Origin of the sequence: Streptomyces sp. NPDC088732 (genome assembly GCF_044751205.1) — a bacterium.
GTDB lineage: Bacteria > Actinomycetota > Actinomycetes > Streptomycetales > Streptomycetaceae > Actinacidiphila.
In genome coordinates, this window is sequence record NZ_JBIVLI010000050.1 from 1 (window position 1) to 17,391 (window position 17,391).

Genomic DNA, 17,391 nt, shown 5'->3' on the forward strand with positions numbered 1-17,391 from the left:
CGGTCGCCGCCGGACTCCCGGATGACCGGGGCCGACTCACCGGTGATGGCCGACTCGTCCACCGAGGCGACACCCTCGACGACGTCGCCGTCGCCGGGGATGATCTGCCCGGCCTCGACGACCACGTGGTCGCCGAGCCGCAGCCCCGAAGCGGGCACCTGCTCCTCACGGAGCCCGGTGGCGCCCGGCCGCCAGTCCGCCACACGGCGGGCGACGGTGTCGGTCTTGGTGCGCCGCAGGGTCTCGGCCTGCGCCTTGCCGCGGCCCTCGGCGACGGCCTCGGACAGGTTGGCGAAGACGACGGTCAGCCACAGCCAGACGGTGATGACCCAGGCGAAGATGCTCGGGTCCTTGATCGCCGACAGGGTGGTGAGGACGGCGCCGACCTCGACCACGAACATGACCGGGTTCTTGAACATCACCCGGGGGTCGAGCTTCCGCAGCGCGCCGGGAAGCGAGGTGATCATCTGCTTCGGGTCCAGCATGCCGCCGGAGACGCGGTGCGGATGCTGCGGCCCGGGCGATGCGGCCCCCGGCGCGGCCGGGGGTTCGAGGGTGGTCAGGGACATCAGGACAGACCTTCCGCGAGCGGACCCAGCGCGAGGGCGGGGAAGTAGGTGAGACCGACGACGATGAGGATCACGGCCGTCAGCAGGCCGACGAACTGCGGCCGGTGGGTCGGCAGCGTGCCCGCCGTCGCGGGGACCGGCTGCTGCTGCGCCAGCGATCCCGCCAGTGCCAGGACGAACACGATCGGCAGGAGGCGGCCGAAGAGCATCGCCAGGCCGAGGGCCGTGTTGTACCAGTCGGTGTTGACGGTGATGCCGGCGAACGCCGAGCCGTTGTTGTTGGCGGCGGAGGTGAAGGCGTACAGCACCTCGGAGAAGCCGTGCGCGCCCGAGTTGAGCATGCCCGCCCGCTCACCCGGCAGGGCCATGGCCAGGCCCGCGCCGACCAGCACGATGGCCGGGGTGGTGAGGATGTAGAGGGAGGCGAACTTCATCTCGCGGCCGCCGAGCTTCTTGCCCAGGTACTCCGGCGTGCGGCCGACCATCAGACCGGCGACGAAGACCGCGATGATCGCGAGGATCAGGATGCCGTAGAGGCCGGACCCGGTACCACCGGGCGCGATCTCGCCGAGCATCATGTTGAAGATCGTCATGCCGCCGCCGATGGGCGAGTACGAGTCGTGGAACGAGTTGACGGCGCCGGTGGAGGTGAGCGTGGTCGACACGGCGAACAGGGCCGAGCCCCACACGCCGAAGCGCTGCTCCTTGCCCTCCATCATGCCGCCGGCCAGATGACCGGCCTGGCTGCTGACGCTGTGCAGTTCGTTCACGGTCACGATGGCGACCGACGCGGCCCAGATCGTGGCCATCACGGCGAGGATCGCGTAGCCCTGGCGGTTGTCGCCGACCATGCGGCCGAAGGTGCGCGGCAGCGAGGTGGCGATCACCAGCAGGAGGTAGATCTCCAGCCAGTTGGTGAAGGCGTTCGGGCTCTCGAAGGGGTGGGCGGAGTTGGCGTTGTAGAAACCGCCGCCGTTCGTGCCCAGCTCCTTGATGACCTCCTGCGAGGCGACCGGTCCGCCGGTCAGGCTCTGGTGGTCGCCGGCGATGGTCGCGATCGACTCCACGCCGTGGAAGTTCTGCACCACGCCCGCGGCGACCAGCACGATCGCGAAGACGAACGCGATCGGCACCAGCACGCGGACGGTGATGCGGGTGAGGTCCACCCAGAAGTTGCCGACGCGGTCGGTCTTCTTGCGCGTGAAGCCCCGGATCAGGGCGGCGACGACGGCGATGCCGACGGCCGCGGACACGAAGTTCTGCACCGCGAGGCCGGACATCTGCACCAGGTGGCCCATGGTGGACTCACCCGAGTACGCCTGCCAGTTGGTGTTCGTCACGAAGGAGACGGCCGTGTTGAAGGCGACGCCCGGCGTGACGGCCGGCATACCGATGTCCAGCAGCAGGTGGTTCTGCAGCCGCATCAGCCCGTAGAGGAAGAAGACGGAGACGGCGGAGAAGGCGAGCACGCTCCGCAGGTACACGGACCACTTCTGGTCGGCGTCCCCGTCCACCCCGCCCAGCCGGTACACGAGACGCTCGACGCGCAGGTGCTTGACCGAGGTCAGGGTGTGGGCGATGTAGTCGCCCAGCGGTCGGTAGGAGAGGGCCAGCGCGCCGACCAGCGCGAGAATCTGGAGCCAGCCCGCGAGGGTGTCGTTCACTAGAACTTCTCCGGGTGGATCAGCGCCAGCACCAGGTACCCGACCAGGGCGACGGCGACGACAAGACCGACGATGTTGTCAACGCTCACAGCCGCTCGACCCCCTTGGCGACGAGGCCGATGACGGCGAAGGCGACGACGGCGATGACGAGGAACGCTAGGTCTGGCATGCGAGAGCACCCCGGGAGACGTGTGGCACAGTGACCGCCCGCCCTCGGGGCAAGCGGTGCCGGTGAGAACCGGCCTCCCGTAGAGAAGCGCCCCGCGATGCCCCCGACCAGGTTTGTTGGCGCCTTCCATACGGGTGCTCGCGGCGCCTTAACGGTGTTTTTACGCCTCGCCGCCCCGGGGCGGCCGCGTGCGGCGGATCCGTGGCAGGCTCGGGATCCCGGTCGCGGACCGGGCGGGGCGCGGGCTTGAGTCTCCCCCGGCGGGAGACCCCACGATGGCGGACATGGACGACGACACCACCCTCCACACCATCGGCGACCTGGCCCGGCTGACCGGTCTGACGGTCAAGACCATCCGGTACTGGTCGGACGCCGGAGTCGTGCCGCCGACCGACCGCACACCCGCCGGATACCGGCTCTACGACCGTGCCGCGCTGGACCGTCTCGGCCTCGTCCGCACGCTGCGCGACCTCGGCATCGACCTCGCCGCGATCCATCGCATCCTGCGCCGCGAGATCACCGTCGCCGAGGTCGCCGCGGCGCACGCCGAGGCCCTGGAGGTGCAGATCCGCACCCTGCGGATGCGCCAAGCGGTGCTGCGGACGGTCGCGGGGCGCGGGTCCTCACCACAGGAGACCGCACTCATGCATCAGCTCGCCACGCTCTCGGACCGCGAACGCCGCCGTCTCGTCGAGGAGTTCATCGACCACACCGTCGAGGGCATCGACGCCGACCCCGCCTTCGTCGCCATGATGCGCGACGCCGTGCCCGTACTGCCCGAGGACGCCACCGCCGCGCAGGTGGACGCCTGGGTGGAGCTGGCCGGACTGGTGCAGGACCCCGGCTTCCGGGCCGCGATGCGCCGGGCCGTCGCCGACCAGAGCCGCACCGCCGGCGCCGCGGCGGCCCCGCCGGCCGCGGAGGACCTGGCGTCCCTGGCCGCGCTCCTGCGCGAACGCGCGGGGGGCGCCGCGGAGGCCGGGACCGACCCAGCATCCGCCGAGGCCCGTCCGGTCGTCGACGAGCTGGTGGCCGCCTACGCGCGGCTGACCGGCCGCCGGGACGACGCGGAGTTCCGCGCCTGGCTGCTGGAGCGGCTGGAGGCCGGCCACGACGCGCGCTACGAGCGGTACTGGCAGCTCGTCGCGGCGGTCGGCGGGCAGCCGGCGCCGCCCGCCCTGACCCCGGCCGTCCTGTGGTTCAGCTCCGCTCTGCGGGCCGGCTGAGCACCTCGCGGCAGAAGGCGAGGGTGGCGTCCAGGGCCTCGCCCAGCGGCGCGGGGCGGACGCCGAAGGTGTTCTCGAAGGCCGAGGAGTCCATGATCTGCGGCTCGGTGTGCTGGTAGAACATCTCGGCGTACTCGCCGACGAACACCTCGTCGAAGGGCCCCACGGGCCGCAGCTCGTCCACCACGAGGACCTTCAGCGGCCGCCCGAGCCCCGCGCGTCGTCACGGCGGGCGCGGTCGGCAGGTGCCGGACCCGCGCGTCGTCCTCGGGCCGCCCGCCCCGGTGGCGAGGCCCACCGCGACGTCGCCCGTGAGGGTGCAGCTGTGCGGCAGGTCGATGTCGCCGAGGCCGAACGCCTCGCCGCCGGTCAGGGCGGCGGGGCCCGCGGACACACGACGGCCCGGGGCCGCGCCGCCGAGCGGTGGCGCGGCCCCGGGCCGTGAACCGGCTCAGCCCGGGCGCGTGCCCGGCGAGCGGCGGCGGCGCAGGGCGAGGGCGAGCAGCCCGGTGACGGCGAGACCGGCGGCGCAGCCGATCGCAAGGGCGGTGGGGCCGGAACCGGAACCGCCGCCCTGCGCTGCGACGGGCTGCGCGTCCGGGGACTCGGCCGCCGGGACGGCGCCGGGCGGCGAGGCGGAGGACGGGGTGGCGGGCACCTCCGCCGGCGAGGCGGAGGCACTCGCCCGGCTGGGCGACGGCGCCGGCTTCACGGACGCGGCGGACCGCGGAGGCTTGGCGGTCTTCGTGGGCGCCCCGCCGGCGGCCGGCTTCGCCGCGGCCGGGAACACCACGTCCGAGCAGGAGTAGTACGTGTCCGGCGTCGAGGAGTTCTGCCAGATCGTGAAGAGCACGTGGCGGCCCGTGCGGTCCGCGGGCAGCTGCCCGCTGATCCGGTACGCACCCCCCTGGATCGCCGGGTCCGTCGCGGTCAGGAAGGGGCGGGACGCGACCTCGGACCAGGTCAGCGGACGGGTCGGGTCGTAGCCCTGCTTCGTCAAGTAGAGCCGGAACGTGCCCTGGTGAGGAATGGTCGTGGCGTAGCGCATCGTGAAGGCGGCGCCGGGCACGAGCCGCGTCGCCGGCCAGTCGGCGCGCGCGAGGTCCAGGCCCCGGTACGCGGGCAGGCCGCCGCTGCACAACTTGCCGTCCGGGACGACCTGCCGGTCGCGGCCCGCGACACCGGCGACGCGCAGGTTGTCCCAGTCGGCGAAGGCGGCGCCGCCCCCGTTGGCCGCCGCGGCGGCGCGGCAGGCCGCCGTACCGGTGAAACGCCCGCTGCCGGCCGCGCACGCCGCGGCCCGGCTGACGGGGTCGACGGGCGCCCCGTGCGCGGCGGCAGGCCCCGCCGACGCCAGCAGGGGCAGCAGCGCGGCGGTCCCCGCGACGACGGTTCTGAGCACGTGGCGCGATGGGGCCATGCCGGGCGCCTCCCCTTTTGCTGGTTTGCCGGTCGCTGCCGGTCGTTGACGGTCATTGAGTCGGTTCGCAAGTCGCCCCGTACTACGGGCCGTCCGCGTCCGGCGTTCAGCCGCCGGCCCCCGGGAACCGGCGGTGGGGGAAATGTGTCTGTGAGGGGGACAGCGGGTGCGGGCGGGGGTACCGTGCGACGCTGTAAGGGGGGCGAGGGGATGAGCGGCTGGAGCGCTCCGGGCTACACGGAGTCGGCGGAGCTGGGTTCGGGCGGCAGCGGCCGGGTCGTCCTGGCCCGGCATGACGCCACGTCAACTCCCGTGGCGATCAAGTACCTCAGCGACGAACTGCGCACCGACGCCGGTTTCCTGCGGGAGTTCCGCGCCGAGGCGCAGCTCTTGGGCGGCCTGGACACGCCGTACGTGGTGAGCCTGTACGAGTACGTCGAGGGCCCGCACGGCGCGGCCATCGTCATGGAACTCGTCGACGGCATCGCGCTGCGCGCCCTGCTGCGGCAGGAGGGCGCGACCGGCCCCGAGGCGGCCCTGGTGGTCCTGAAGGGCTCGCTGCTGGGCCTGGCCGCCGCGCACCGCACCGGCGTCGTGCACCGCGACTACAAGCCGGAGAACGTGCTTGTCGCGGCGGACGGTTCGTCCAAGCTGGTCGACTTCGGGATCGCGGCGCGCAGCGGCGAGACGCCGGACGTGGCCGGCACGCCCGCCTACATGGCACCGGAGCAGTGGACCGGGCTCTCCGCCTCCCCCGCGACCGACGTCTACGCGGCGACGGCGACCTTCTACGAGTGCCTGACCGGCCGCAAGCCGTTCCACGGCGAGAACTTCGCCGAGCTGGCGGTGCGGCACATCGAGGGCCCGGTGCCCGTGGACGGTACGCCGGAGGAGCTGCACCCCCTGCTGCGGCGCGGGATGGCCAAGGAACCGGCGGACCGGCCCGCCGACGCGGCGGCCTTCGTCGCCGAGCTGGAGGGGATCGCGGGAGCCGCCTACGGCCCGGAGTGGGAGGAACGCGGTCAGCGCAGGCTGGCCGCCCTCGCGGCGCTGCTGCCGCTGCTGTTCCCCTCGGCGCGGGCACAGGGTGCGCAGACCGCGCTCGCCACCACCGTGATCGGGCAGGGCGGCCGCCGGCTCGGCCGGCAGGGGCTCCTGGCGGCCGTGGGCGGCCTCGCCCTGGCGGGCCTGCTGACCTTCGCCGCGGTGGCCTCGGGCGAGGGCCCCCGGCAGACCACCGCCAACTGGTCCGGAACGACCACCACAGCCACCCCGGACGACGGCTCGGGCGCCCCCGGCGGCACGGTCGCGCCACCGTCCGGCAGCCCGTCCAGCAGCCCCACGGCGTCGGCCTCCCCATCGGCCCCGTCGTCCGTCGCGCCGTCCGCGAGCGCGTCCGCCACGGTCGGCGCCACCGCCTCCGCCGGTTCCGCACCGCCGGCGACCAGCCCCACGACCTCCGCACCCACCGGCGGGACGGCCACCACGACGTCGCCTCCGCCGACGACCGGCCCGCCGACCACCTCGGCGTCGCCCACACCGCCCGTGACGGTCGAATCGGTGTCCGTGACCACGCTGTCCCAGACAGGGACGTTCGACGTGTCGGCGAGCGTCCGGGTGACGACGAGCGACGCCCGCCCCGTGACCCTGACCGTCTCCTGGTTCCAAGGCACCGGCAAGGGTGAACCCGGCACGCCGGACGGCACATCGGTGTTCCCGCTGAGCGGGCAGGCCGCGTACACGATCACGGCCCCGCACTCCTTCCCGCGCACGTCGGGCTGCTGGTTCGGGGCCGTCGCGTCGACCTCGCCGGACGCGGGCAACGGGCAGTCGACTCAGCAGATCCTCTCCGACTCCCGTCAGTGCGTGCAGATCTCATGAGCGAGCCGCGCGACCTCACGCCGGAGGACACGAAGCGCACCTGGCGGCTCGGCAAGGAGCCCCAGGACGCCGTCCCGCCCGTCCAGGACGCCGCCGTCCCGCCCGCCGACGAACGGCCGGAGCCGGCGCCGGACTACAGCGCGACCGTCCTCGCGGAGCACTGGGCACCCGCCGCCACGACGCCGGCCACGACGCCCGCGCCGCCGGCGACACGTACGGAACCGTCCGTCACCCTCCCGGACCGGGTGGACGGAGAGGTCATGCGCTTCGGCCCCGGCGTGACCCCGGCGGCCGCCGCCCGCGCGAACGTCGCGGCGCAGGTGTGGCACGGCACCCTGAGCCCGCCCGCCGTGCCGGATCCCGCCGCCGCGCGCCGCCGCCGCGGGCCGCGCCGCTACCTCCTGGCCGGTGCCGTGCTGCTCGCCGTGCTGGCCTACCTGGCGTGGCAGCGCTTCGGGCCGGGGCTCGCGGTGCGGGAGGTGACGGTGGCCGCGGTGCCGTCGGCCCCGTCGTGCGACACCCGGGTGGACGTGGTCGCCACGGTCCGCACCAACGGCCGCGCCGGAACGATCACTTACCGTTGGCTGCGCAATGACGGAACGTCGTCGGACACGCTGTACGAGAAGGTGCCGCGCGGCCGCGGGACGACCCGGCTGCACCTGCTGTGGACGTTCCAGGGCCACGGCAGCTACGACGCGCGGGCCGAACTGCGGGTGAGCGCACCCGGCAGCCGCTCGGCGACGGCGGCGTTCACGTACACCTGCACCTGACACAAAGGGTGACGACGCATCAGCACCGGGTGTCCGCCGACTCACAACCGGACCCGGCAAGTACACGCTGAGTGACGGAATTCCGCGCGCCCGCCCATCCGCTCACAGATCGTGAATCCGTGGCCTTTGGCGCCTCCGGCAACGGTATCGGTGGCCGCCCCCGGTTTCGCTGCGCATCTGCTCGGCAGAACCGGGCCCGCACCGCGGCGGTCCGGTTCGAGTGGCAACCCGGCGAAGATCAGCGGAGACTACGAGGAGCGACATATGGTTGTATGGCTTGAGAAGAGCTCATTAACCGATGTATTTAGGATTTTTTGCCTCGGGCTTTACCGGGGCGCGAGGACACCGGCGGTCGGCGGCGCCGACGGCCGGCGGGGCGACATCTCCTCAAGGAGCTCAGATCGTGGACGAATCCGTCGAACTCCTGGCGCACGATACGGGTGAATCTTCAACCACCCAGCGCGAAAGTCCCGGCCCTGCGGCCGCGACCGAGGCGGTGCTCGCCGACATGCTGGCCGGCCTGCTGGGGGTCGAGCAGGTCCCGGCCGACAGCCATTTCTTCGAGGAACTGGGCGCCGACTCCCTGGTGATGGCGCACTTCTGCGCACGGGTCAGGAAGCATGCCGACCTGCCGTCGGTGTCCATGCGGGAGATCTACCGGCACCCCACGGTGCGCGGCCTCGCGGCGGCCCTCACCGAGACCGCCGAACCGTCTTCCGAAGCCGCCCCGAAGGCTCCGGCTCCCGTGGCGCTCCCGGCCCTCCCCGAGCCCGTGGGCACCCCGAGGCACCTGCTCTGCGGCACCCTCCAAGTGCTGTTCTTCCTCGGCTACGCCTATGTGGTGGCGCTCATCGCGACCACCGGCGCGGAGTGGACGGCCGCCGGCCACGGCCTGGCCGACACCTACATACGGTCCGTGGTCTTCGGCGGCGGCGGCTTCCTGGCCCTGTGCGTGCTGCCCGTGCTCGGCAAGTGGCTGATCGTGGGGCGCTGGAAGCCGCAGCAGATCCGCATCTGGAGCCTGGCGTACTTCCGCTTCTGGTGCGTCAAGACGCTCATCCGCATGAATCCGCTGATCCTGTTCGTCGGCTCGCCGCTCTACTCCCTCTACCTGCGGGCCCTGGGGGCCCGGATCGGCCGCGGTGTCACCGTCCTGTCGCGGCATCTGCCCGTCTGCACGGACCTGCTGGCCATCGGCGACGGCTCGGTGATCCGCAAGGACTCGTACCTGAGCTGCTACCGGGCGCACGCCGGGGTCATCCAGACCGGCCCGGTCACCCTCGGGAAGGGCGTGTTCGTCGGAGAGGTCACGGTGCTCGACATCGGCGTCTCCATGGGCGACGGCGCCCAGCTCGCCCACGCCTCCTCCCTGCACCGCGGCCAGTCCGTGCCGGACGGGGAGCGCTGGCACGGCTCACCGGCACAGCCCGGGGCCGGTGCGGACTTCATGGCGGTCCCCGCCGCCGACTGCGGCGGGGCGCGCAAGGCCGCGTACAGCCTGTCCCAGCTGCTGATGGCCATCACGCTGTACGTGCCGGGCTTCGTCGGCGGCGTGGCCCTGCTCGTGGACGTGGTGCCGCAGTTCGGCGCCCTGCTCGACCCGGGGCCCGTGGCCCTGAGTTCGTGGACGTTCTACGCCGACGCGCTGGCGGCCTCCCTCGTCTTCTTCTTCGGCGCCGCGCTGCTCGGGCTGCTCCTGGTGGTCACCCTGCCGCGGCTGCTCAACCTGCTCGTCGAGCCGGACACCGTGTACCCCCTCTACGGCTTCCGCTACGGGGTCCACCGGACGATCGGCCTGATGACCAACCGGCGGTTCTACCGGACGCTGTTCGGCGACAGCTCGGCCATCGTCCACTACCTGCGCCGGCTCGGGTACGACCTGTCGGAGGTCGAGCAGACCGGCTCCAACTTCGGCACCGAGGTCAAGCACGAGAACCCGTACCTGAGTTCCGTCGGCAGCGGCACGATGGTCGCCGACGGTCTGTCGATCATGAACGCCGAGTACTCCGCCACGTCCTTCCGCGTGACCCGGGTGTCCATCGGCGCCCACAACTTCCTCGGCAACCACATCGCCTACCCCGCGCAGGGCAGGACGGGCGAGAACTGCCTGCTCGCCACGAAGGTCATGGTCCCGCTCGACGGCGAGGTCCGGGAGAACGTCGGGCTGCTGGGCTCGCCGAGCTTCGAGATCCCGCGCACGGTCCTGCGCGACAGCCGCTTCGACGACCTCAAGAGCGGCGAGGAGTTCCGTGCCCGGCTGACGGCGAAGAACCGGCACAACGCCGTCACCATGGGGCTGCACCTGCTCATGCGGTGGCTGTTCTTCTTCGGCGTGGCCCTGATCGCGTCGATCGCCGCCGACCTGTACGACCTGCACCCCGCCTACGGCGTCGCGGTGGTCGCCCTGGCCAACGTGGTGACGCTGGCGTTCACCGCCGGCTACCTCGTGCTCGCCGAACGCGCGGCCACCGGCTTCCGGGGGCTGCGGCCGCTGTACTGCTCCATCTACGACGAGGCCTTCTGGCGGCACGAGCGCTACTGGAAGGTGACCGCGGCCTCGCTGTTCGTCATGTTCTTCAACGGCACACCGCTCAAGAGCGTGATGTGGCGGCTGATGGGCGTGCGCATCGGCAAGCGGGTCTACGACGACGGCTGCTTCCTGCCCGAGCGCTCCCTGACCACCATCGGCGACGACTGCACCCTCAACGAGGGCACCGTCGTCCAGTGCCACTCCCAGGAGGACGGCACCTTCAAGTCCGACCGCATCACCCTGGGGGCCCGCTGCACGCTCGGCGTCGGCGCACTCGTCCACTACGGCGTGACGATGCACGACGGTGCCGAACTCGCCCCCGACTCCTTCCTCATGAAGGGCGAGGAAATGCCCCCGCAGGCCCGCTGGGGCGGGAACCCCGCGCGGGAGATGCCGGAGGGCGTCCCCGTCCCGCAGACCGCCGCCCGGGAGGACGTCCGAGGCGGCGTCCCCGCCTGCGGCAGCACCCTGATCGGCCGAGAGTAGCGCCGCGTCAGCGGTGAGTGGAGGAACGCCCCGATGAACACAGCAGCGGACACCGGCCGGGAGTTCTGGCGCGGTGTGCTCACAGCAGGCGGCTTCACCGCGGTCCCCCGCTGGACCGCGGATCCGTCGCCGGGCCTCGCCACATACGAGGCCGGCTTCCCCGCCGACCTGGTCACGACGCTGGGCAGGCTCACCGGCGAACTGGGCGTGCCCCTCGGCTCGATCCTGCTGGCCGCGCACGCCAAGGTGCTGGCCGCACTCTCGGGCGAGCAGGACGTGACCACCGGCTGGGTCGCCGGCGAGGGCACGCCGCCGCTGCCCTGCCGGCTGACCGCCCGGCACGCGACGTGGCGGGCCCTGGCGCAGGACGCGCACCGCGCCGCGTCGGAGGTGGCGGCGCACCAGGACGTCGACCTCGACGCCCTGCGCCGCGAACTCGGGCTCGCGGGGCCCGCGTACGAGACCGTCCTCGACCCCACCGGTGACGGGGCCGGGGCCGTCCTGCCCGGGACCACCGTGCTGTGGACCGGTGTCACCGGGCAGGGCACGCCCCGCGGGCTGCGGCTGCGCTACCGCACCGATGTGCTGGACGCCGACAGCGCGGCCCGGATCGCGGGCTACCACCTGGCCGCGCTGCGGCTGATGGCCGACGGGCCCGACGCCGGGCACGGCCGGCAGAGCCTGCTGTCCCCCGCCGAACTCCACCTGCAACTGGAGGAGATGGCGGGACCGCGCCGGGAGCTGCCCCGCCGGCCCTTCCACGAGCTGTTCGAGGAGCGGGTCCGCGCGCACCCGGACGCCGTCGCCGCCGTCCACGGCGACCGGCAGTGGACGTACCGGGAGCTCAACGCGCGCGCCAACCGGCTGGGCCGGGCCCTGCTCGCGCGCGGCCTGCGCCGCGAGGGCGTGGTCGCGGTGGTGACGGAACGGAACCTGGACTGGATGGCCACCGTGCTGGCGATCCTCAAGGCCGGCGGTGTCTACCTGCCCGTCGAGCCGCACTTCCCCGCCGAGCGCATCGCCGCCGTGCTCTCCCGCGCCGGCAGCACGCTCGTGGTGACCGAGCCCGGCAGCACGGCCACGCTCGACGCGGCCCTGCCCGCGCTGCCCGGGGTCCGCAAGATGCTCGTCGGCACGGCGTACGAGGAGGACCACGCCGGCGGCGACCTCGGTGTCCCGGTCACGCCGGACCAGCTCGCGTACATCTACTTCACCTCCGGCTCCACCGGTGAGCCCAAGGGCGCGATGTGCGAGCACGCCGGCTTCCTGAACCACCTGCTGGCCAAGATCGAGGACCTGGGGATCGCCGAGGGGCGGACGGTCGCCCAGACCGCGCCGCAGTGCTTCGACATCTCGCTGTGGCAGCTGGTCGCCGCTCTGCTGACCGGCGGCCGCACCCTCATCGTCGAGCAGGACGTGATCCTGGACGCGGACCGGTTCCTCGACCGGATCGCCGAGGGCCGGGTCGCAGTGCTCCAGGTCGTGCCGTCGTACCTGGAGGTCGTGCTGTCCGCGCTCGAACGCCGGCCGCGCGACCTGCCGGACCTGCGCTGCGTGTCGGTCACCGGCGAGGCCCTGAAGAAGGAGCTGACGCAGCGCTGGTTCGCGGCGCGGCCCGGGACCGCGCTGGTCAACGCGTACGGCCTGACGGAGACCTCGGACGACACCAACCACGCCGTCATGCACCGGCCGCCGGACACCGACTGGGTGCCCCTCGGCCCGCCCGTGCGCAACGTGGACGTGTACGTCGTCGACGAGCACCTGTCCCCCGTGCCGCTCGGCGCCCCCGGCATGATCGTCTTCTCGGGGGTCTGCGTGGGCCGCGGGTACGTCAACGACCCCGAGCGCACCCGGCAGTCGTTCCTGGAGGACCCGCACCGCCCGGGCCGCCGGCTCTACCGGGCGGGCGACCACGGCCGCTGGCACCCGGGCGGCACCCTGGAGTTCCTGGGACGCCAGGACAGCCAGGTCAAGGTGCGCGGCTTCCGCATCGAGATCGGCGAGATCGAGAACGCCCTGGTGCGGGTCCCCGGCGTCCGCGACGGCGCGGTGGTGGTCGTGGACGGGGCGGACGGCGGCGCCCGGCTGGTGGCCTTCCACAGCGGCCCGGAGCCGGTCGAACCGGCCGCCCTGCGCGAGCGGCTGGGCAGGTCGCTGCCCGCGTACATGATCCCCTCGGCGTTCCACTGGCGCGCGACCCTGCCGCTCACGGCGAACAGCAAGATCGACCGCAAGGCGCTCACCGTACTCGCCGGGGAACTGGACGTGCCCGACGACGAGCGGCACGCGCCCCGCACCCCCGACGAGCGGCGGCTGGCGGCCGCCTGGGCGCAGGTGCTCGGCGTCCCCGAGGACCGCGTCGACCGGCGCGACGACTTCTTCGAGCGCGGCGGCACCTCGCTGGCCGCGGTGCGCATGGCGATCCTGCTCGACCGCGCCGTCTCGCTGAAGGACGTCACCCGCCACCCGGTGCTCGCCGACCTCGCCGGGCTCCTGGGCGCGGGGGCCACCGGCGGCTCGGCCCGGCGCGCCGGCCTGCTGCAGCAGCTGAATCCGGGCGACCCGGCGCGCGCCGGTGTGCTGGTCTGCTTCCCGTACGCGGGCGGCAACGCGGTCAACTTCCAGCCGATGGCCAGGGCGCTGGGGAACGGTGGTCCCGCCGTCCTCGCGGTCGAGCTGCCCGGCCACGACCCGGCAGCCGACGGCGAGCCGTTCGCCCCGATGACGCAGGTCGTCGAGCAGGTGGCCGAGGAGGTCGCCGGACGCGGGCCGGGTCCGGTCATGCTGTGGGGCCACTCCTCCGGAGCGGCCTACGCGCTGGAGACCGCGCGGCGGTTGCGGGAGCGCGGGGTGGAGGTCCACCGCGTGTTCCTCGCCGCGCAGCTGCTCGGCGACGCCGCCGGCCGCCGGGCCGAGATCGCCGAGCTGACCGCGCTCGGCGACGCCGAGCTCGCGGTGGTGCTCAGCGGGCACGGCGGCCATCCCGAACTCGGCGAACTCGACCCCGCGCGGGCGGGCCACGTCGCCGCCGCCTTCCGGCACGACTGCGTCTCGGCGCACCGCTACCTCGCCCACGCCCTGGAGAAGCCGTGGCCCGCCCGGCTCGCGGTGCCCGTCGTCGTGGTCGTCGCCGACGACGACCCGCGCACGGCGGACCACCGGCGCCGCTACCCCGAGTGGCGCCGGCTGGCCGCGCACGTCGACCTGCACGAGATCGCGGGCGGCGGCCACTACTTCCTGCGCACCTGTCCCGAGGCGGCCGCGGCCGCGGTCCTGCGCGCCGTCCCCCTGCCGGCCACACCGTGACCGGCATCCGAGAGGAGACCGACTTGTCGACCTCACCGTCCCCGCCCTCCCTGCTCGACCTGGAGCTGCGCCCGACAGCGCCGCCCCTGCTCCAGGCCCGTCCCACCGAAGGCGCCGCCGCCTGGGCGGCCGCGCACCGCGACACGCTGCGCGGCGTCGTCGCCGAGCACGGCTCCGTCCTGGTCCGGGGCCTCGGGCTCCGCGACGCGGCCGGAACGGGCGCGGTGTTCGCCGGGCTCACCGCCGGCCTGATGCCCGAACGGGAGTCCTTCGCACCCCGGCAGTCCCACCCGGGCGGCGTGTACTCCTCGACCAAGTGGCCGCAGAACCAGCCCATGTGCATGCACCACGAACTCAGCTACACGCTGGAGTTCCCCGGCCTGATGATGTTCGCCTGCCTCCAGGCACCGGACGAGGGCGGCGCCACCGCCGTGGCCGACGCCCCCGCCGTGCTGGACGCGCTGCCGGCCGAACTGGTGCGGCGCTTCGAACGCGAGGGCTGGCTGCTCACCCGCAGCTACAACGACGAGATCGGTGCGACGGTCGCCGAGGCCTTCGGCACCGACGACCGCGCCGCGGTGGAGGCCTACTGCCGCGCCAACGCGATCGCGTTCGAGTGGCAGCCCGACGGCACGCTCCGCACCCGCCAGCGCCGCAGCGCCGTTGTCACGCACCCGCTCACCGGTCGGCGCTGCTGGTTCAACCAGGTCGCGTTCCTCAACGAGTGGACGCTCGACCCCGAGGTGCGCGAGTACCTGCTGGACGTCTACGGCGCCGACGGCCTGCCGTTCAACACCCGCTTCGGCGGCGGCGACCCGGTCGGCGAGGACGTCGTGCGGCTGCTCAACGGCGTGTACGAGGCCCACACCGTGCGCGAGCCCTGGCACTCCGGTGACCTGCTGCTCGTCGACAACATCCGTACGGCGCACAGCCGGGAGCCCTTCTCGGGTCCGCGCGAGGTGCTGGTCGGCATGGCCGACGCGGTGCGCCTCGCCGACTGCGCCCCGACCGTGGAGGTGGGAGCCGGATGACCGCCCTCGACTCCGTCGCCCCCACGCCGGAACCGGCCGCGCCGCCCCGCGGGCCGGCCGCGGTGCCGTCGTTCGCGGTGATCCCCGGCGGCCAGGTGCACCGGGCACTCCAGGGACGCGAGAACGAGATCACCGAACTGGTCGGCGCCGCCTACCGGCTGCACGGCGCCGGCGACTCGGTGAACCCGCCCTCGTACTTCCTGCGCTTCCCCGACCGGCCGAGCTCCCGGATCATCGCGCTGCCCGCCTCGATCGGCGGGGACCTGCGGGTGGACGGCCTGAAGTGGATCTCCAGTTTCCCGGAGAACGTGGCGGCGGGCATCCCGCGGGCCTCGGCCGTGCTGATCCTCAACGACCACGCCACCGGCTACCCGTTCGCCTGCCTGGAGAGCTCGATCATCAGCGCCACCCGGACGGCCGCGCTGGCGGCCCTCGCCGCCGACCGGCTCAGCCGGGGCCGGCCCCGCCCGGCGCGCGTGGGGTTCATCGGCACGGGACTGATCGCCCGTTACGTGCACACCTATCTGGCCGGCACCGGCTGGACGTTCGACGAGATCGGCGTGCACGACCTGTCCGCCGACAGCGCGGCGGGCTTCCAGGGCTACCTGGAGCAGTCGGGCGCGGCCGGACGCGTCACCCGGTACGACAGCGCGGAGCAGGTGATCCGCTCCAGCGACCTGGTGGTGTTCGCCACCGTCGCCGGCCGGCCCCATGTCTCCGAGCGGTCCTGGTTCGCCCACCACCCCGTGGTGCTGCACGTGTCGCTGCGCGACCTCGCGCCGGAGATCGTGCTCGACTCCTTCAACATCGTCGACGACGTCGAGCACTGCCTGAAGGCCGACACCTCCCCTCACCTGGCCGAACAGCTCACCGGGGGGCGGGACTTCCTGCACGGCACCCTCGACGACGTCCTGGCCGGTCGGGTGGCGGTGCCGGCGGACCGCACGGTCGTCTTCTCGCCCTTCGGCCTCGGCGTGCTCGACCTCGCGGTCGGCAAGTTCGTCTACGACCAGGTGGTCCGCTCCGGGGAACTGACCGTCGTCGACGACTTCTTCCATGAACTCAGGCGGTACGGATGAGGCGGCTCGCCCAGTGAGGAGGTCTATGCGCCACGCCGCGAAGAACAGTTCCCCGTGCAGATGAGGAGGCCGTCGTGCCGATCATTTCCGCCCCCCACGCCTTCAACGAGGCTGATCTCTATGTCGACCTGCGGCCGATCTTCGGGCGCTCGCTCTACCTGAAGTGCGAGGGTTTCAATTTCGCCGGCTCGATCAAGCTCAAAGCGGCCGTCGAGATGGTGGAGACAGCGGAGCGCGAGGGACTTCTCACCCCGGATTCGATCCTGGTCGAGTCGTCGTCCGGGAATCTGGGCGTGGCGCTGAGCATGATCGCGGCGAGCAAGGGCTACCGCTTCCTGTGCGTCACCGACTCGCGCTGCAACCTGTCCACCAGGCTGCTGATGGAGTCCCTGGGCAGCCAGGTGCACGTCATCGCCGGGCTGGACGCCAACGGCGGCTTCCTCGGGGCGCGGCTGGACTACGTCCGCGCGCTCTGCGCCTCCGACGACCGGTACGTCTGGCTCAGCCAGTACACCAATCCGGGCAACTGGCGGGCCCACTACCGCACGACGGCGCCGCAGATCGCCCGGCAGTTCCCCGAGCTGGACGTGCTCTTCGTCGGGGCCGGCACCACCGGCACCCTGATGGGCTGCGCGCGCTGGTTCCGGGAGTGGCACCGCCCGGTGCGCATCGTCGCGGTGGACAGCGTCGGTTCGATCACGTTCGGCGGGCCTCCGGGACGCCGGATGATCCCCGGTCTGGGGATGGGGGTGCGGCCACCGCTGCTCGACGAGTCCTTCGTCGACGAGGTCGTCCTCGTCGAGGAGGCCGAGACGATCCGCACCTGCCACCGCATGGCCAGGAAGGGCTTCCTGTTCGGCGGTTCGACCGGGACGGTGGTCAGCGGCGCGATGGAGTGGTTCGGCCGGCAGGAGGCGCCCGACGGCCTGACCGCCGCCGCCATCGCCCCCGACCTCGGCGAGCGGTACCTCGACACCGTCTACCACACCAACTGGCTCCAGGCCCTCTACGGCGAGGACGTGCTCGACTCGGAGGAGTCGGCCGCCGGCGCCTGGATGGCCCCCCAGCCGCCGACGCTCTCCCCCGCGCCCGACCGCCGACGCTACAACGGGGCCGGCCGGCGGAGCACCGACCAGCAGCGCCGGCCCGAGAACCGGGAGGCCGAGGCCTAGTACTGCAACGGTCTTTGTCGTGACGGGTGGGCAGCTTCGGGTGGTGTGTGACCGCGTCGTTTGTAGTGGCTGATTCGGGCTTGGTGTT

General features: G+C 73.0%; 11 protein-coding genes and 2 pseudogenes. 8 read left to right on the forward strand and 5 right to left on the reverse strand.

Going from position 1 to position 17,391, the window contains the following annotated elements; translation table 11 throughout:
- The 3 genes and pseudogenes from ACIP9H_RS41815 to kdpF form a co-directional block, all read right to left on the reverse strand.
- Positions 1–569 (reverse strand): annotated as a pseudogene (locus ACIP9H_RS41815) (potassium-transporting ATPase subunit B); the annotation flags it as partial.
- Positions 569–2,233 carry a potassium-transporting ATPase subunit KdpA gene (kdpA, locus tag ACIP9H_RS41820; RefSeq protein WP_401586643.1) on the reverse strand — a complete coding sequence of 555 codons (1,665 nt, stop codon included), beginning with the start codon at positions 2,231–2,233 and terminating at the stop codon, positions 569–571. The gene kdpA and the pseudogene ACIP9H_RS41815, both read right to left, overlap by 1 nt.
- The gene (kdpF, locus tag ACIP9H_RS41825; RefSeq protein WP_360909391.1) at positions 2,233–2,322 is read right to left on the reverse strand and encodes a K(+)-transporting ATPase subunit F; all 90 of its coding nucleotides are present in this window, start codon (positions 2,320–2,322) and stop codon (positions 2,233–2,235) included. Before kdpF ends, kdpA begins: the two co-directional genes overlap by 1 nt.
- 364 nt (positions 2,323–2,686) lie before the next feature.
- Between kdpF and ACIP9H_RS41830 the strand changes: the two genes are divergently transcribed.
- Positions 2,687–3,628 carry a MerR family transcriptional regulator gene (locus ACIP9H_RS41830; RefSeq protein WP_401964192.1) on the forward strand — a complete coding sequence of 314 codons (942 nt, stop codon included), beginning with the start codon at positions 2,687–2,689 and terminating at the stop codon, positions 3,626–3,628.
- Here the strand turns inward: ACIP9H_RS41830 and ACIP9H_RS41835 are convergent.
- Both ACIP9H_RS41835 and ACIP9H_RS41840 read right to left on the reverse strand, forming a co-directional pair.
- Positions 3,603–4,010: pseudogene (locus tag ACIP9H_RS41835) on the reverse strand (epimerase); the annotation flags it as partial. The gene ACIP9H_RS41830 and the pseudogene ACIP9H_RS41835 sit on opposite strands and share 26 nt — an antisense overlap.
- A gap of 69 nt (positions 4,011–4,079) precedes the next feature.
- On the reverse strand, positions 4,080–5,048 hold the full coding sequence (locus ACIP9H_RS41840) for a lytic polysaccharide monooxygenase (protein ID WP_401964194.1): 969 nt from the start codon (positions 5,046–5,048) through the stop codon (positions 4,080–4,082).
- A 210-nt stretch (positions 5,049–5,258) separates the two neighbouring features.
- Here ACIP9H_RS41840 and ACIP9H_RS41845 point away from each other — a divergent pair, with 210 nt between their 5' ends.
- The 7 genes from ACIP9H_RS41845 (at position 5,259) to sbnA (ending at position 17,303) form a co-directional block, all read left to right on the forward strand.
- The gene (locus tag ACIP9H_RS41845; RefSeq protein WP_401964196.1) at positions 5,259–6,929 is read left to right on the forward strand and encodes a protein kinase; all 1,671 of its coding nucleotides are present in this window, start codon (positions 5,259–5,261) and stop codon (positions 6,927–6,929) included.
- Positions 6,926–7,699 (forward strand): hypothetical protein, encoded by a 774-nt coding sequence (locus ACIP9H_RS41850; RefSeq protein ID WP_401586633.1) that lies wholly within the window; start codon positions 6,926–6,928, stop codon positions 7,697–7,699. Before ACIP9H_RS41845 ends, ACIP9H_RS41850 begins: the two co-directional genes overlap by 4 nt.
- A 400-nt stretch (positions 7,700–8,099) precedes the next feature.
- Positions 8,100–10,715 carry a Pls/PosA family non-ribosomal peptide synthetase gene (locus ACIP9H_RS41855; protein WP_401964204.1) on the forward strand — a complete coding sequence of 872 codons (2,616 nt, stop codon included), beginning with the start codon at positions 8,100–8,102 and terminating at the stop codon, positions 10,713–10,715.
- 33 nt (positions 10,716–10,748) lie between these two features.
- Complete coding sequence (locus ACIP9H_RS41860; protein WP_401964198.1) at positions 10,749–14,021, forward strand: amino acid adenylation domain-containing protein; 3,273 nt, start codon at positions 10,749–10,751, stop codon at positions 14,019–14,021.
- 23 nt (positions 14,022–14,044) lie between these two features.
- A complete protein-coding gene (locus tag ACIP9H_RS41865; RefSeq protein WP_401964200.1) occupies positions 14,045–15,052 on the forward strand; it encodes a TauD/TfdA family dioxygenase in 1,008 nt (335 codons plus the stop codon).
- A complete protein-coding gene (gene sbnB / locus ACIP9H_RS41870) occupies positions 15,049–16,131 on the forward strand; it encodes a 2,3-diaminopropionate biosynthesis protein SbnB (RefSeq protein ID WP_401964202.1) in 1,083 nt (360 codons plus the stop codon). The genes ACIP9H_RS41865 and sbnB overlap by 4 nt, the downstream gene beginning before the upstream one ends.
- 74 nt (positions 16,132–16,205) lie before the next feature.
- The gene (gene sbnA, locus ACIP9H_RS41875; RefSeq protein ID WP_401586623.1) at positions 16,206–17,303 is read left to right on the forward strand and encodes a 2,3-diaminopropionate biosynthesis protein SbnA; all 1,098 of its coding nucleotides are present in this window, start codon (positions 16,206–16,208) and stop codon (positions 17,301–17,303) included.
- The last annotated feature ends 88 nt before the right edge of the window (positions 17,304–17,391 follow it).

Bases quoted from the DNA above. Each gene is read 5' to 3' on its own strand.
- ACIP9H_RS41830 (WP_401964192.1), top strand. From the start codon at position 2,687: ATGGACGACGACACCACCCTCCACACCATCGGCGACCTGGCCCGGCTG.
- ACIP9H_RS41840 (WP_401964194.1), bottom strand. From the start codon at position 5,048: ATGGCCCCATCGCGCCACGTGCTCAGAACCGTCGTCGCGGGGACCGCC.
- ACIP9H_RS41845 (WP_401964196.1), top strand. From the start codon at position 5,259: ATGAGCGGCTGGAGCGCTCCGGGCTACACGGAGTCGGCGGAGCTGGGT.
- ACIP9H_RS41850 (WP_401586633.1), top strand. From the start codon at position 6,926: ATGAGCGAGCCGCGCGACCTCACGCCGGAGGACACGAAGCGCACCTGG.
- ACIP9H_RS41860 (WP_401964198.1), top strand. From the start codon at position 10,749: ATGAACACAGCAGCGGACACCGGCCGGGAGTTCTGGCGCGGTGTGCTC.
- sbnB (WP_401964202.1), top strand. From the start codon at position 15,049: ATGACCGCCCTCGACTCCGTCGCCCCCACGCCGGAACCGGCCGCGCCG.